This is a genomic window from Congregibacter brevis (genome assembly GCF_045689245.1).
GTDB classification, from domain to species: Bacteria; Pseudomonadota; Gammaproteobacteria; order Pseudomonadales; family Halieaceae; genus Congregibacter; species Congregibacter brevis.
The window spans coordinates 2,006,454-2,021,067 of sequence record NZ_CP136865.1; the positions used below are offsets into that span (position 1 = coordinate 2,006,454).

15 protein-coding genes are annotated in these 14,614 nt (G+C 55.0%); 8 read left to right on the forward strand and 7 right to left on the reverse strand.

Features of this window, described 5'->3' with window-relative positions; genetic code table 11:
* The gene (locus R0137_RS08855) at nucleotides 1–525 is read right to left on the reverse strand and encodes a gamma-glutamylcyclotransferase (RefSeq protein ID WP_407326062.1); all 525 of its coding nucleotides are present in this window, start codon (nucleotides 523–525) and stop codon (nucleotides 1–3) included.
* A gap of 120 nt (nucleotides 526–645) precedes the next feature.
* On the opposite strand from R0137_RS08855, the gene R0137_RS08860 reads away from it, so the two are divergent.
* The 5 genes from R0137_RS08860 to R0137_RS08880 all read left to right on the forward strand — a co-directional run bounded on the left by R0137_RS08860 (nucleotide 646) and on the right by R0137_RS08880 (nucleotide 4,652).
* Complete coding sequence (locus tag R0137_RS08860) at nucleotides 646–1,386, forward strand: SDR family NAD(P)-dependent oxidoreductase (RefSeq protein ID WP_407326063.1); 741 nt, start codon at nucleotides 646–648, stop codon at nucleotides 1,384–1,386.
* Between the two features lie 73 nt (nucleotides 1,387–1,459).
* Nucleotides 1,460–1,840 carry a hypothetical protein gene (locus R0137_RS08865; protein WP_407326064.1) on the forward strand — a complete coding sequence of 127 codons (381 nt, stop codon included), beginning with the start codon at nucleotides 1,460–1,462 and terminating at the stop codon, nucleotides 1,838–1,840.
* On the forward strand, nucleotides 1,830–2,423 hold the full coding sequence (locus tag R0137_RS08870) for a hypothetical protein (protein WP_407326065.1): 594 nt from the start codon (nucleotides 1,830–1,832) through the stop codon (nucleotides 2,421–2,423). Before R0137_RS08865 ends, R0137_RS08870 begins: the two co-directional genes overlap by 11 nt.
* Nucleotides 2,424–2,484: 61 nt before the next feature.
* Nucleotides 2,485–4,134 (forward strand): AMP-binding protein, encoded by a 1,650-nt coding sequence (locus tag R0137_RS08875; RefSeq protein ID WP_407326066.1) that lies wholly within the window; start codon nucleotides 2,485–2,487, stop codon nucleotides 4,132–4,134.
* A gap of 38 nt (nucleotides 4,135–4,172) precedes the next feature.
* Nucleotides 4,173–4,652 (forward strand): YaiI/YqxD family protein, encoded by a 480-nt coding sequence (locus R0137_RS08880; protein WP_407329997.1) that lies wholly within the window; start codon nucleotides 4,173–4,175, stop codon nucleotides 4,650–4,652.
* Between the two features lie 7 nt (nucleotides 4,653–4,659).
* Here the strand turns inward: R0137_RS08880 and folE are convergent, their stop codons facing one another.
* Nucleotides 4,660–5,340, reverse strand: a complete 681-nt coding sequence (folE, locus tag R0137_RS08885; RefSeq protein WP_407326067.1) for a GTP cyclohydrolase I FolE — start codon at nucleotides 5,338–5,340, stop codon at nucleotides 4,660–4,662.
* A 181-nt stretch (nucleotides 5,341–5,521) separates the two neighbouring features.
* On the opposite strand from folE, the gene R0137_RS08890 reads away from it, so the two are divergent.
* The 3 genes from R0137_RS08890 (at nucleotide 5,522) to R0137_RS08900 (ending at nucleotide 8,183) form a co-directional block, all read left to right on the forward strand.
* Nucleotides 5,522–6,547, forward strand: coding sequence for a glyceraldehyde 3-phosphate dehydrogenase NAD-binding domain-containing protein (locus tag R0137_RS08890; RefSeq protein WP_407326068.1), 1,026 nt, complete (start codon nucleotides 5,522–5,524; stop codon nucleotides 6,545–6,547).
* A complete protein-coding gene (gap, locus tag R0137_RS08895) occupies nucleotides 6,544–7,542 on the forward strand; it encodes a type I glyceraldehyde-3-phosphate dehydrogenase (RefSeq protein ID WP_407326069.1) in 999 nt (332 codons plus the stop codon). Before R0137_RS08890 ends, gap begins: the two co-directional genes overlap by 4 nt.
* Nucleotides 7,543–7,613: 71 nt before the next feature.
* On the forward strand, nucleotides 7,614–8,183 hold the full coding sequence (locus tag R0137_RS08900) for a YSC84-related protein (RefSeq protein WP_407326070.1): 570 nt from the start codon (nucleotides 7,614–7,616) through the stop codon (nucleotides 8,181–8,183).
* A gap of 46 nt (nucleotides 8,184–8,229) precedes the next feature.
* Here the strand turns inward: R0137_RS08900 and R0137_RS08905 are convergent, their stop codons facing one another.
* The 5 genes from R0137_RS08905 to R0137_RS08925 form a co-directional block, all read right to left on the reverse strand.
* Nucleotides 8,230–8,901, reverse strand: coding sequence for a lactate utilization protein C (locus R0137_RS08905; protein WP_407326071.1), 672 nt, complete (start codon nucleotides 8,899–8,901; stop codon nucleotides 8,230–8,232).
* On the reverse strand, nucleotides 8,898–10,316 hold the full coding sequence (locus R0137_RS08910; protein WP_407326072.1) for a lactate utilization protein B: 1,419 nt from the start codon (nucleotides 10,314–10,316) through the stop codon (nucleotides 8,898–8,900). Before R0137_RS08910 ends, R0137_RS08905 begins: the two co-directional genes overlap by 4 nt.
* On the reverse strand, nucleotides 10,316–11,101 hold the full coding sequence (locus R0137_RS08915) for a (Fe-S)-binding protein (protein WP_407326073.1): 786 nt from the start codon (nucleotides 11,099–11,101) through the stop codon (nucleotides 10,316–10,318). The genes R0137_RS08910 and R0137_RS08915 overlap by 1 nt, the downstream gene beginning before the upstream one ends.
* 84 nt (nucleotides 11,102–11,185) lie before the next feature.
* Complete coding sequence (locus R0137_RS08920; protein WP_407326074.1) at nucleotides 11,186–13,354, reverse strand: hypothetical protein; 2,169 nt, start codon at nucleotides 13,352–13,354, stop codon at nucleotides 11,186–11,188.
* A gap of 28 nt (nucleotides 13,355–13,382) precedes the next feature.
* Entirely contained in the window at nucleotides 13,383–14,612 is a 1,230-nt protein-coding gene (locus tag R0137_RS08925) for a saccharopine dehydrogenase family protein (protein WP_407326075.1), read from the reverse strand.
* Nucleotides 14,613–14,614 lie beyond the last annotated feature (2 nt).

The window sequence follows — 14,614 nt, forward strand, 5'->3', positions numbered from 1 at the left end:
TTAACCCGAGCGCAAGTGGAGTAGCTCCCGCTCAAGATTCATGACGTGTTCGTCATACTCATCTAGCTCGCGAAGAGCTTCGGCGAGGGAGAGCAAATAATCTGCATTGCTCCCACTGGGGCCATGACTGTCGGCGATGTGCTGCGCTAGATCGCGATCCGAGCCCTCACCAAGAAACGCAGGGTTGCCACGCGTCGCTACATAAAAAACTCCGGTGACCGTTTGGTCGCGATCTTCAAGATACAGTGGCGTGAAATGACGCTCATAACCATTCTTCTCTCGATGATCCAGATGCGCAAACACCGATTCATCCACCAGATAGGCGACGCCGCGACATAGAGCACCGAGGTCGGGAATAAGAGTGACCACTCTGCCGGGAGAGTCCGGGGTTCCCCGATGATCGTGAGACCCCTGCCAAAAGCGTCTGGACCAATCTTTTAGCAGCGCGACTTCCCGCTCGACATAGGGGAAGTCTACTTTGTAGATCAGCGATCCGTAGCCGAATATCCAATGCTGGTTGTTCACTGTTGATCAACCAAAATGTCGCTCCCAAACCAGTCTTCAACTGCTGATCTTACATCTGTCCCACCGCAAACTGCGTACTTAAATGAGCGAAACAATTGCTGATACTTCAGAGGTTCCAACATGACACAGCGTAGCCCAAGGGAACAGGCTTTGGTGATAGGCGGACGGGGCGGGATCGGCAGAGCCGTCGCTAAGTATTGGTGCGAAGATCCTAGATTTGATGCGGTCTGGGAAGTCAGTCGACATGCGCCGAATAAGGACTCTCAGTCTGGTCAGCCGCGATCTCTTCAGACCGACCACAGTGAAAAAGACATAGAGGAAGTCTGTCGTGAGGTAGTAGAGGAAAGCTCGCGCTTGTCTCGGGTTGTGATTGCGCTGGGCACTTTACACGGTGCTGACTATGGGCCAGAAAAATCTCTCGATGCGCTGCGCAGAGCCGCCATGGAGGAGGTGTATCGCGTGAATTGTGTGTTGCCGATGTTGTGGCTTTCGGCTCTTGCCCCCGGGCTTCGTAAAAACCCAGATTGTCGTGTTGCGGTTTTGAGCGCTCGCGTTGGAAGTATTGGCGACAATGGCTTAGGCGGCTGGTACAGCTATCGTAGTGCCAAAGCTGCACTTAATATGGGCTTAAAGTCGGCTTCTATTGAATTGGCCCGTCGAGCTAAGGGGGTAAAGCTTATTGCCTTCCATCCGGGGACGGTTGATACAGCCTTGTCTGAGCCGTTCCAGCGGGGTGTTCCCGAGGGGAAATTGTTCACTGCGGACTTCGTGGCGGAGCGTTTGAGTGGAGTCTTGGACGAGCATAATGCGAATGGGCAGATTTCTTATCTGGACTGGGCAGGTAAACCGATTCCCTGGTGAAATATCCGAGTTTAACGCTAGGTTATTCTGGGCTATGATCCCACAGCTTTTTCCTAAGAATGGATGGACCAGAATGTTCTCATCGCGCGCCTCTTACTTACCTAGCCTGGTAACCCTGTTACTGACGGTTTTTCTAACTGCCTGTGCCCAGTACGACTCGGAGCGTGGCGTAGAAGTGAATTGGGATCAAGCCACGCTGGATAGCTTTCAGATAGGGTCTACGACCCGGGGGCAGGTAATGGCTGAGTTGGGGCCGCCGTCGCAGCTTGTAAGTCTCGGCGATGAGACTGTCCTGTACTACCTCAACGAGTCCTCCGAAGGTGAAGGTTTGATACTTGTTGTATACAACCGTTTTGACATCACCGCCCGCTATGATCGTGCTGTATTTATCTTTGATGATGACGATATTCTGGCTGATTACTCAGGGTGGGTTGTGCCTACAAATGAAGACTAGTTTTGCCGTTGCTTTGCTGACCGCCAGTCTGTTCCTTGGTGGTTGCACGCAAAGGTTTTACCAATTTGGTGAGGCCTTGCCCGAAGGGATAGAGGAACAGGCCCAAGGTCAGAATATGGCAACCGTACTTGCTCGCCTGGGCCCGCCCCTGCGATTTGCCACCAGCAACGATCAGCTTGTTATGGCCTGGGAAGCCTGGAGAGTTCGCGAGTCGGCGCTAGGCTTGAGTTTGGGTTGGGCGGGTGCTGACTTTTTGAACGTCGACTGGGGTAGTGCGAAAATTCAAGGCGACTTTCTCATTATGAGTTTTGATGAGCAGCGGCGCGTTACGGCGGCGAAGCGCGTGTATCGTGATGATCGCTTGGGCGGTGGTGCTGCCATTCAGCCCTTTTTCAGTTTTGTATCTGTTGTAGATGTGGATGATTTGTTAGAGCCCTTGCCACAGCACGCCTGGGGCGGCGGCCAGCTACTGCCCTTACCGGAGGTTCTCAATAATCTTATGAGCCCCGGCATGGGTAATGCGGTGGAGCAACGGGGGACCCCCTCGGGAGCTGGAGCTAGAACCCTAGAATGGCTGGAGTAATTGTTTAGTACAATCATGGCATCACTTAATCACTCTTATTGAATGTGGAGATAAAATCATAATGGATTTCCAAACTTTGCCCCAATTCCTTGATCACTGGGCCGACACCCGGGGTGACAAAATCTGGATGCGTGATCTTCGTGAAGAAGGTAGTGAGGACTACACCTGGGCAGAGGCGCGGGCACAGATCAACGCAGTTGCGGCCGCATTAGAAGCACGCTTTGGTCATGGTCAAAGCATGATCGTGCTTTCACGCAATAGACCGCATTGGTTCATGGCAGATCTAGCCACCGTTCGCTCCGGTAACGTGACCGTCAGTATGTTTACGACGCTGCCCGCAGGTACCGCGCAGTACATCGCTGAGTTCACGGAAGCTAAGGTTATCTTCGTAGGCGAAAGCCCTAATTGGGAGGCGGTGCGTCCCGTTCTTCCAGAAGACACTACTATCGTAGCTTTGCCCGGGGTCGAGATTGAGGGTGATCACCTGACTTGGGATCAGCTCCTTGCAGAAGGCCAAGGCAAAGACATCAGCTATGACTGCGCCGGCGACGACATGATGTCTCTTGTGTTCACATCCGGTACTACTGGAGTACCCAAAGGCGTTATTCAGACCCACGAGAGTAACGTTATTCCTATTAGGCGCTTCATCGATGCCTTCGGTCTTCGAGACCAGCCTCGGTACTTCTCTTATCTTCCTTTGTCACACATTGCCGAGCGTCAGATCGTAGAGTACTCGTCGCTGTTTTGTTGCGGAGAAGTGAACTTCAATGAATCTCTTGAGCATATACTTCGCGATCTTCAGCGCACTCGCCCCCATATGTTTTTTGGGCCTCCACGTATTTGGGAGCAATTCCAGCAGGCGGTTATCGGCAAGTTTGGAGGTCAGGAAGCGCTCGAGGGAGCCCTAAAAGAAGACGCCGAGGGCATTGGGAAACTCGTGCTCGATACCATGGGCTTGGGTGAGGTCGAGTTCTGCCTGGCTGCTGCCGCTCCCACACCCCCACCGTTGATTCATTGGTGGGATTCCCTTGGACTGAAGCTTATGGAAGGCTTTGGGCAGACAGAGGCCATGGGGCTTATCGTGAGCGGCCATGACACACGACGTATTGGTTCCATCGGTAAGCCGGTCGGCGAAGTGGAGTACAAAATCACCGAAGAAGGGGAGCTCGCGGTGCGCGCCTTGGGTTGCACCCCGGGTTACTACAAGCAGCCCGATAAAACAGCTGAACTGATTCGCGATGGCTGGCTGCATACGGGTGACAAGGCCAAGGTTGATGAAGACGGTTTTATTTACATCACCGGCCGAGTGAAGGATTACTTCAAGACGATTCAGGGAAAGTTTGTGGCGCCGCCTCCTATTGAGGGCATGTTTGCGAATAACCCTTTTATTGAACAGCAGTGTCTGATCGGCAGGGGGTTTTCGAAGACCGTGATGATCGCGGTGCTTACAGATGCGGCTCAGAGCGAAGATGCCGAGGTGGTAGAAGCCTCACTTCGCGATAGCGTCGCAACGATCAACAGTGAAATTGAGAAACACGCTCGTATTGGCGCGGTCATTATCAGCACCGAGCCCTGGAGTATCGAGAATGAAGTGCTCACTCCAACACTTAAGATTCGTCGGGACAAGATTGAAGAGCGCTTTGGCGAGCAGGGCGAGGCTTTGGCTCGTAGCGCGGCCGAGCAAGGTGAGCTACTGATTCACTGGGCCTAGCTCTGGATAGAGCTTCTCAGGTTGTTGAGCAATAAGTGATGGGCCAAAGAGCCGGGCAGGTGTGGGTTGATGCCGATGCCTGCCCGGTGCCCATCAAAGACATTCTCTTCCGTGCGGCGACACGTTCGCAATGCATGACGACTCTACTGGCGAATCACAGCATGACCGTTCCGCCATCGCCCTATTTGAGCTTCGTTCAGGTCCCTTCGGGTTTTGATGTGGCGGACAGTGAGATTCTCAAGCGCCTTGAGCCTTGCGATCTCGTGGTTACTCAAGATGTTCCTCTTGCGGCCGAAGTTGTCGAGCGAGGTGCTCTGGCAATTAGCCCACGAGGAGAGCGCTACACGGCGGAAAATGCCCGGGCGCGATTGGCGATCAGGGACTTTATGACTGAGCTACGAGATAGCGGAGTACAAACGGGCGGACCCGCGCCCCTGGATAATGCAGACAAACAGCGTTTTGCGAATGCGCTGGATAGCTGGCTGGCAAAGCGTTCCCAAACAGGAACGCGCGCCTAAAGAACTCTCAGCGCAGGAACTCACCACGAGTCGCACTATCGTTTTTAAACGCACCACCCAGAGCAGTGGTGCGGGTTGAAGAATTACTATCCATCACGCCTCGAGATTTTACGCAGTAGTGTACGGCGTTGATCGTAATGGCAACGTCTTCTGTTTCTAACAGGGTTTGTAGCGCGACAAGCACTTGCTGAGTAAGTCGCTCTTGAACCTGAGGGCGCTGAGCGAAAAACCTCACAATGCGATTGATCTTCGATAGGCCGATAATCTTATTGCCCGGGATGTAGGCCACGCGCGCAGTCCCGTCTATGGTGACAAAGTGGTGTTCACAGGTGCTCACCAGATCGATGTCGTCGACCAGCACCATTTCCTCCACTTGCATCTTATTCTCGATAACGGAGATTTTTGGGAACTGCGCGTAGTCGAGTCCACTGAATATCTCGTCAACGTACATCTTGGCGATTCGGTGAGGAGTCTCTTGAAGACTGTCGTCAGTCAGATCCAGCCCAAGAGTTTCCGTGATCTCTTTAAAGCTGTCGCGAATCCGTTCATATTTCTGCTGGCTCGTCAGGCCGTTGTCTACGAGAGGCGTTTCCAGCCCTCGCTCAATGAGCGCGTGCCGTACGCTTAAAGCTTCGGAACTTATATCTTCAACAAAATCAAGGGTTTCTGTCGCGACTGCTTGGTTCATAGACGTTCTCCTTAGTACTTCTTTTTACGTCAGTGTCGAGCACTCGGATTGCTTCAATTTCGCTTACTTTGACAGTGGCTAGGGTGGGTGCAACACTCAAACAAGAAGGTCCGAGGCAAAGGCCCGCAGGCAAAGGTCCTTAGGTTAAGGTCCTTGGGTGTAGATCACAGGGAGCGGTACGATGAACGGAACAAGACCCATACGCTTGGGCATCATGGGCTTTGGCCAAACCGGAAGGCAAATATACGAACTGGCCTCTGCGTCCTCTGATATCGAGGTTGTTGCGGTGGCCGACGTGGGTAGGGCGGATATCCTGCACTATCTGCTCCAATCTGAGGCCAAAAATCCAGAACTTTTTCGTCTAGACGGCAACTTTCTCTGCACCGACCGTCAACGCAGTCGTTTAATGTCCATCGATACACCCGCGGAAATGCCCTGGGATGTTTTTGAAGTCGATATAGTTATCGATGCCACCGGTATCTACCGCTCCGAGGCGGACATGCAATCTCACCTCGCGGGTGGTGCTCCTCGGGTTTTGATACGCACATTGCCCGAGGACACTATCGACCGCGTGATCATTCCCGAAATCAACAGCGGCGCTGCAGACGTTCGGGATCGGATGATTTCCGCGGCGTCACCGACGACCACGGCGCTGTGCCTTCTTTTACACATTTTGTCAGAGCAGTTCGTCGTCGAGTGCGGAAGCATGACCACGGTGCATGCCTACACATCGGATCAAGCACTGCAGGACTACGCGGGTAGTGATTATCGCCGTAGCCGCTCAGCACCGAAAAACATTATCCCAAATGGCCACGATGCGGGTCGTTGGCTAGGCCATATTCTGCCAAGCTTTGCAGGCAAGGTGCACACATCAACTCTCAATGTGCCGGTGCAAGAAGGTTGTCTGCTGGATACGACACTTGTCCTGGATGATGACACAGTGACGGCTGCGGATGTTAATGAGGTAATGCGAGCTGGCGCGAAAAAGTATCCCCACAGTGTCGCTGTGGTGGAGGACCCCATAGTGTCCTCCGATGTACTGGGCAGTGAATATTCTCTGTTGTTTGATGCCAAGGGCACTTTAAAGGCCGGAGAGCACTTCATTAAAACGCTCGGATGGTACGAAACCCGGGGGCATGCGGCGCGATTATTGGATGTAGCCAGGCTCTATGCCAGCCTTGATCAGCAGAAGGAGGCCGCATCATGAGAGTTGCTATTAATGGCTTTGGTCGAATTGGTCGTTCTGTTTTTCGTATTCTCGAAGAGCGCGACGATATTCGGGTCGTTGCCGTCAACGACTTGTTTGACCACGATGCACTGCGCTATTTGTTGAAGTACGACACGGTGATGGGGCCATTTCCCCACGAGCTCACTTTGGAAGATGATTGTCTGGTGACACCGAAGGGCCGCGTGCAGATGCTGAGCGGCCGCGACCCCTCGGCCTTGCCTTGGGCCGAGCTCGGTATCGACGCCGTTGTTGAATCTACGGGCGTTTTCCGTTCTCGTGAGCAGCTGCAAATGCATCTTGATGCAGGCGCGGGCCGCGTCGTTTTGACGGTGCCCGCAAAGGATGAAATCGACTACACAGTGGTCCTGGGTGTTAACGAAGAGGGACTCAACGATTCGCATCGCATCGTTTCCAACGCCAGCTGCACAACCAACTGTCTCGCACCCATGGCGCGGGTTCTTCACGAAGAATTTGGCATTCTTGAGGGCGTGATTAACACCGTGCACGCGTATACCAATGATCAGCGTTTGGCCGATGTTCCCCATTCCGACTGGCGTCGCAGTCGCGCTGCTGCCGAGAACATTATTCCCACCTCAACCGGTGCGGCTAAAGCTGTCGGCGTAGTGCTGCCCGATTTAAAGGGAAGGCTCCATGGTATTGCCTCGCGAGTGCCCGTGCCTGATGGGTCGGTGGTGGATTTGTTTGTGAAACTATCGCGCACGGTGTCTGTCGAAGAAGTAGATCGGGTTGTGAAGGCCGCATCCGAGTCAACTCGTTTACAGGGCATATTGCAGTACAGTGATCGCCCCCTTGTGTCTACGGATGTTATAGGCGATAGCCACTCCTCAATTTATGATCGTGGCTTTACCGCAGTAACCGGCGGTCGATACCTGAGGGTATTGAACTGGTATGACAACGAGTGGGGATATAGCTGTCGAGTTTGCGACGTGCTCGCTACAATGAGTCACTGGTGAACTTGCGCCACAACAAACTACCTGGGCAGGCAATACGGTTTGCTCCAGATTGCTTAAGGATTCTCCGTATTATGTTTAAACGTTTTGTTGGCTTCGCGGCAGTTTTTGCTTTGCTCTTTAGCCCGTTTACCTATTCCGGTGAGTATGACGATGCACTCGCTTCTTTTCGCGCTGCGGATCAAACGGCGCCGTTCTTTGAGAATGCCTACGGCTATGTGGTTTTTCCCACTATCGGCAAAGGGGGATTCGGGATTGGCGGGTCTCATGGTGCCGGTCGCGTGTATGCCAAGGGGATGTATGTCGGCGACACCACAATGACCCAGCTGACCGTAGGTCTGCAGATGGGCGCACAGGCCTTCAGCCAAATGATCTTTCTGGAGGACGAACGCGCATTCAAGAGCTTCACATCGGGAAATTTTGAATTCAGTGCGCAGGCTACAGCCGTTGCGATTACAGCGGGCGTTTCTGCAGAGGCGAACACCGGAGGCGGCACAGCTACCAGCGCTAGCGGTGGCAGAAATGACGCTAATGTGTCGAACAGTGGCTACCGTAAGGGCCTGGCAATTTTCACCATCGCCCGGGGTGGACTCATGTACGAAGCGTCTATCGGCGGCCAGAAGTTCTCGTACAAGCCGCTCTAAGAGCGGTTTGATCAGCAACAGCGGTTAAAAGGCCAGTTCAGAGCGGCTAAGCGCGGCTAGCAGCGGCGCTTCCGACGATCACGACATGTAACGATCGAGGGCCGTGAGCGCCCACTACCAGTTGCATGGAAATATCGGCGGTGCTCGAGGGGCCCGAGATCATCATCACCCCCCTTGGGCGAGACTCTCTATCCTTCAACCTTGGCTCAGTCCAGATATCTTCCAAGCGTTCGCAGACATCCGAGCGATCCACGAGGATGATGTGGTCTTCGACCAGCAGGTTATTGAGGCCGGGATTGTTGCGATCCAGCATCAGTGCGAGAGACCCTGTTTCAGCGACTCCACGATAGGCATAGCTTACCGAGACCGTATCCCCGGGTTGAGCGGTATCGAACCTGGGTAAAAGACCGCCGTCTCGCCATGGTAAGGCCGCAAGGCGAGGATCATGCCCCGTTACAATTCGCCGCTGCCCATACTTTTGAGCAATAACTCTGGAGATTTCTTCAACCGCTTCGCTGCGGGATTCCACTTCTCTGGATGTTGCGCCATTACGCTGCAGGTTAAACCGCAACGCGTCCCCAAGATCCGCTTCTGGCTGCGGGGCAGAACGGGGTGTTCTAAGCTCGCTCAGCTCCTTGGCTATCTGTTCCGCCGAGCTTCGTCGCGAGGCAGCCCGAAGGCGAGCCATCACTTCTTTTTCCGCGACCTTAGCGCTCATTTCTTCGACGCTTCCCGATGCATTTGCTGAAAGGTTTTGGGGGCGGGGGAGGGCAAGTCTCTCGCCTCAAACCAGCCTCCAATTAGCGGTAGTCTGCCGATAAAGCCCTTGCGCACTCCGATTTTGTGCATGATGCCCACGGCCGCTGACGTGATGGTCTGATAGAGACGGGGGTGCAAAGACAGCCAGGCATGAAGCCGAATACCTGCGCGCCAACGTTTCCCGGTGATGCCCTCGGAGAACTTCTCTTGGCGGAGATCGCGGAGCAGGTCGGGTATGGGGATGGAGGCGGGGCAGACTTCCTCGCAGCGACCGCAGGCTGTGCAGGCGTCAGAGAGAAGCGCGCTATCTTCCAGTGACGTTAGCAGTGGCGTTAGCACGGACCCCATGGGGCCCGGATAAACCCAGCCATAGGCATGGCCTCCCGCGCTCATATACACGGGGCAGTGATTCAGGCAGGCCCCGCAGCGAATGCACTGGAGCATCTCTGCATAGTCGCTGGCTAGAATGTCGCTGCGCTCGTTGTCCAGCAGTACAAAGTGGGTTTCCAGGGGGCCGTCTACGTCTCCGGGGCGACGGGGACCCGCGTAAAAACTGGTATAGCAACTGACAGCTTGGCCAGTAGTGGATCGCACCAGCAAACGAAGCATGGCCATGGCGTCTTCGGATCTCGGCAATACTCGATCTACGCTCGTGCAAACGATGAGTACCGGGGGAAGATTAGCGCAGAGGTCGCCATTCCCCTCGTTGGTGACGAGCATGGAATAGCCATTTTCAGCGATGAGCGCGTTGCTACCCACAATGCCCACGTCAGCAGCCAGGAATTCCTCCCGCAGGATCTGACGCGCTTCCGCTACCATCGCATCAGCACTGCCAAGGTCTCGTTCCCCGAGATGGTGACGTTCGAGGAATAGCTCTCGGATTTCAGCTTGCGGCTTGTGGAGCGCCGGACCGACGATGTGGCTCGGCGTCTCTCCGGCTTCCTGAATAATGTACTCGCCAAGATCGGTTTCTCTTACGGAAAGCCCGGCGCTCTCCAAAGCGGCGTTGAGTCCAGTCTCCTCGGTGATCATGGACTTGCCCTTGGCAACCCGTCGAGCTTCGCTCCGCGCGCATATGTCCAGAACTATCTCATTGAGCTCTTCACCATTCCGGGCAAAGTTCACTGTGCTGCCGTTTTCACGGGCATTGTGGGTGAAGGCTTCCAGATAATGCCCCAGATTTCCCAGTGCATGCTCTCGAATCGCCTTTACATCTCTACGGAGTTCCGCAAAGTTGTTGTCCCCGAAGTCGCTAATCGCTTCGCTGCGCTGTTGCGGCATGAGGGCGCCCAGCACTTTGCGATTCTTTGCGCGCTCGGGGCTGGCAATCGCCTCGTCGGCGAGTTTCAGAAATTCACGACTGCGCTGCTCCATTAGCTATCAGCAGCTTTGACTGTGGATGCGGCGCGATCATCATCCATAAGCACTTCCGCGATGTGCTTGAACTGCAGCTCCTTACCGGTTCTCCGTGCTCGTCCTTCCAATGCCAGGAGGCAGCCAAGGTCTCCGGCAACCAGCGTCGTTGATCCACTGTTCTCAAGACCCTCGATTTTGCGGTCAGCCATATCGCCTGAGATGGCGGGCATCTTTGCGCAAAAAGTGCCCCCGAAGCCGCAGCAAACATCAGGCTGCGCAAGTTCCTTGACGGTGACATTGGCACGAGCCAGCAGTGATCGTGGCTGATCTCTGATGTGCAACTCCCGCAAACCAGCGCAACTGTCGTGGTAAGTAATACTGCTCGTTGGTGTCCGCGGCGCCGGCTGGTAGTTGCAGACTTCAAATAAAAACGTGGTGAGCTCGAAGACCCGAGTGGCGAACTGCTGGGCACGCTCTTTCCACGGGCCTTCGAGCAATTTCGGGTAATGCTTGATCAGCATGCCCGCGCAGGAGCCGGAGGGAAGTATTACGTAATCAAAGCCCTCAAAGCGTTCGATCACTTGTTGAGCCGTACGTGTTGCTCCCGGAGAATCCCCGTTGTTGTAAGAAGGTTGCCCGCAGCAAGTTTGCCCTGAAGGGACCGTGACATCGCAACCGGCGATTCGTAACAGCTCTAAACTAGCCTGCGCCACCGATGGGCGCATCAGGTCAGCAAGGCAGGTGATAAAGAGTGCGACCTTGGGAGATGACTGCGCCGGGGTCACTCCGGCGTTCTCTGTCACGCTGGCGTTCTCTGTATAGTGCGCATAGCTCTGTCTTTCGCTGCCGCAGAATGAAGTGTGTTGCAGTATAGCTGCTAAAGATCCTTATCCGATTATCAGTAGCAGCCCCATACTCATGAGCAGCCCACCGATCATTACCAGTACCCCCTTTATCCAGGGGTGTTGGGACAGCCATAGTGCACCTAGTATCTCGGAGAGCGTGCTCTTAAGCTTAGCGCTGTAGCGTTCGCTATCGAGACTTCCCGACTCCAGGTTAGCTAGTCCCGGTATTGCGATCGGTAAAACCACTTCCGGAGAAACGAGCACCGCAGCATTTCCACGCATAGCCGTTCGCTCACCATAGAAGTACCTACCGTCGTAATCCACGGCGATGAAGTGCTTGTCCAATAATCCCAGGTGCCCACCAGAACCTTCGCGCAGCTTGCTCGAGGCATACAACAACCCCGCTGCCGCCGGAAGGCCAGCGAGGAGCCACAGCCACCCCCCGAGCGTACCCAAGAGTACGATCAGGAAAAACACCAGGGCACCAAGTATGAGAATCGTTCGTTTCATGGCGGCATCGGCTTTTACCGAACGGGGAAGCCAATGGATCCCCCCGGGCATGGGGTCGAGAAGGGCGCTCCTCTGTTGAGGAGATTTTTGCAGCGATCGATAGCTAAAGTAATACAGCAGCGCTAAAGACGCGCAAAATACGATTAGCATCATCGGTAAGCCTATTCCAAGCTGCCTCATCAGGCTTCGTTGCTGAGACAGTTTTATCCAGGTGTCTCTCTCTTCAGTCAGTAATGTGGATTCGAAGTCGACTTCAAGGCTGCCGTCTTTCGCGACCCGTTGCATCTGTGCTCGCTGAGTGTCGGCGACCAATACCTTGTCCCGCCAGCGGATAAGAAAGGGCTCAAAGAGAGGTTCGGGTAAGGCGATAGGCCGAGAACTTCCCCACTGTTTATCAAATTGAAACAAGCTAGGGGGCGCTTCTTCACCCGCCATTAATGCCCAATACTCTTCTTCCCCAATAGCCACGTCATGCAGTCTGTCTTGCCCTCGATCGACCGCTTCCTCTGGCATGATCAGGAGAGCATCAAGCTGCTGACCGAAGTTTTGTGCGTCAGGACGATAGACTCCCAACATGGGGCCATCTGCGGCCGGGGCCAAAAGCAGTCCGCCACTGGAAAGCAGTCGTGGTTGCCCCCAGGGAGGCTGAACGGTCGCTTCAGATTCAATTTCTCCTGCGCTGTTGCTTTTCCATAGCTGTCCATCTGCGCCGAGGAAAAAGAAGTTATCGCCCAGCAAAGAGCTGGCGATGGCAGTAACGGGGCTTGCCAATACCTCGGGGCTAAAGGGGTAGCAGCTTAGCTCGGTTAGATCGCAGCGCTGGAGTCGTAGCTGACCCTCCTCTGATAGGGCGTTTAGGAGAAGGTCTCCACTTTGCGTCGCCCAGAGCGGAGGTGCGATCCGTTTAAAACCAAGCTCCGCTGCGCTGATACGACCTGCGGGGAGTCCTGATCGTTCGTGTAGCAAAAGCGCGCCTTCTACCAGAAGCACCAACTCATTGCTCGGTAGTGAGATCCCCGCCAGAGCACCGAGAGGTTCTTGTCCCGCGGGGGCCGCCGGAAAACGCACGACGACCGCAAGCACAACAGCGCAAAGCGCAAGTCCAATACCAGCGGCGATAAAGCCGCGTATCTGAATGGCTTCAAGACGTTGTGCGCGGTTTTGCAGCGGAAATGCTGGCCGTAGTGCGAAAAGATTTGGGGCTTTTCCAGAAGGCTGCTGTGCGGCTGGCTTGCTACCGGAATCAGGTTTCGGTTCACTTCTGGGCGCGGGCGCGGGCGCGGGCGCGGGCGCGGGCGCGGGCGCGGGCGCAGGCGCAGGCTTTATTTTGGGTTTAACGTTTTGTCGCGGCTTCGCGCTGAGCTTCAGCTTCTGTTCTGGCTTTTGTTTTAACTTTTGTCTCGGCTTCGCGCTGGATTCCGCAGTGGTAGATGCTTCCTCTGGCTTTACATCGGACTCAACAGAAGAAATTTCACAAATCAGGCCAACACCACGAAGTTGCTGATAGAGTCGTTGAGCGTCACTTTTGGTGATGTTGCGTCGCAATGGCACAGGTTTGCCACTGAAAAACACAGAAACACCGCTTACGTCCCGTAAGCCAAAAAACGCCGCGAGGGTTCTCTTGGCGCGTTCCGTGTCGGTGCCGGGCAGTAGCTGCCCAGAGAAAATAAGATTAAAGCGTGGCTGCTCGGAATCCGTCAAAGCTGCGTTCCCGCTCCGCCGAATCAGACTAGCTTGTGGGAATTAGGCTGAAGTCCAGCCCAGCACTTTGTTCCAGGCGCGGCAAGAGAGCCGGCGCTAATGCCGATGCCGGCGTCCATATTCCGCCATCGACGGTTGCCGGGTCTTTGGCGAGGCATACGGCCGCCTCCCCAAGCATCCTTGAGGTCGCGCCATAGCCGGGATCACGATCTCCGCTGACCCGGGCCCGCAAGGATTTGGTGACGTCTGTGGGGTGCTCTGCGTGGAAGTAAAGCTCGAAAAATCCTCGTTCCCGGGCGTCTCGACCGGGTCCCTCTCCGGGCTTTGGTGCGAGCCTCGCCAGAGTGTTTCGGCCGATGGAGTTGCTTGCTGTCAACATTGCGGCGCCCATCCCAAGACTGATGGCCAATGCCTGAGCACGACTCGTGCATAGCTGACTCTCGTCGTAGTCAAAGTCTCTACCCCAAGGAAAACCCAGCAATGCATTGCTTCGTCTAACCACTCGCTCGTTAATCAAAGCCATGACAAAGGGAGTAGTCCATTGTTCAAAGCATGGATCGAAAACGGGCAGACTTTGGTCCTGTACATCGGGTCCTGCACTTTCTCCTTGGGGGTACAGGCAATACTTGTTCTTGAGCAGGCTGCGAAGCGCTGGGTCACGACCTGCGTCCTCAAGGACGCCCAGTAAGCTCGCAACTGTTCCGCCACTGGCCGCTCCGCGAGTTTTACCCACGCGTCCGCGGACTCGGGCAGCAGCAACGCCGTGCTGTTCATACATTGCTTGCTGAACAAACCAGTTGCCCAAGTCCGAGGGAATAGAGTCGAAGCCGCAGCTGTGCACAATGCGCGCACCGCTTGTTTCGGCGGCATTCTGGTGGAGCTCAATCATTCGCGCGATCCAGTGCACCTCACCCGTGAGATCGCAGTAGTCAGTTCCCGCCTCGACGCAGGCGGCTACTAACTCGCTGCCGTGTCGCGCATAGGGGCCTACGGTGCTGCAGACCACAGAGGTACTGGAAGCTAGGGCTTTTACGCCTTCCAGATCACTGCTATCGACGGTGATAAGTGCTAGGGGGGTTGCGGGTTTTACGCCCTGCAGGGCCTGCCGCACGGCAGTTAACTTATCGAGGTTTCGGCCCGCTAGAGCCCAGCGAATGTCTCCGTCGCTGCCATAGTGCTCCAAGAGGTACTCGGCCACCAATTGACCGGTGAATCCGGTCGCTCCAAAAAGAACTATGTCATAGCTGCGCTCAGACATAT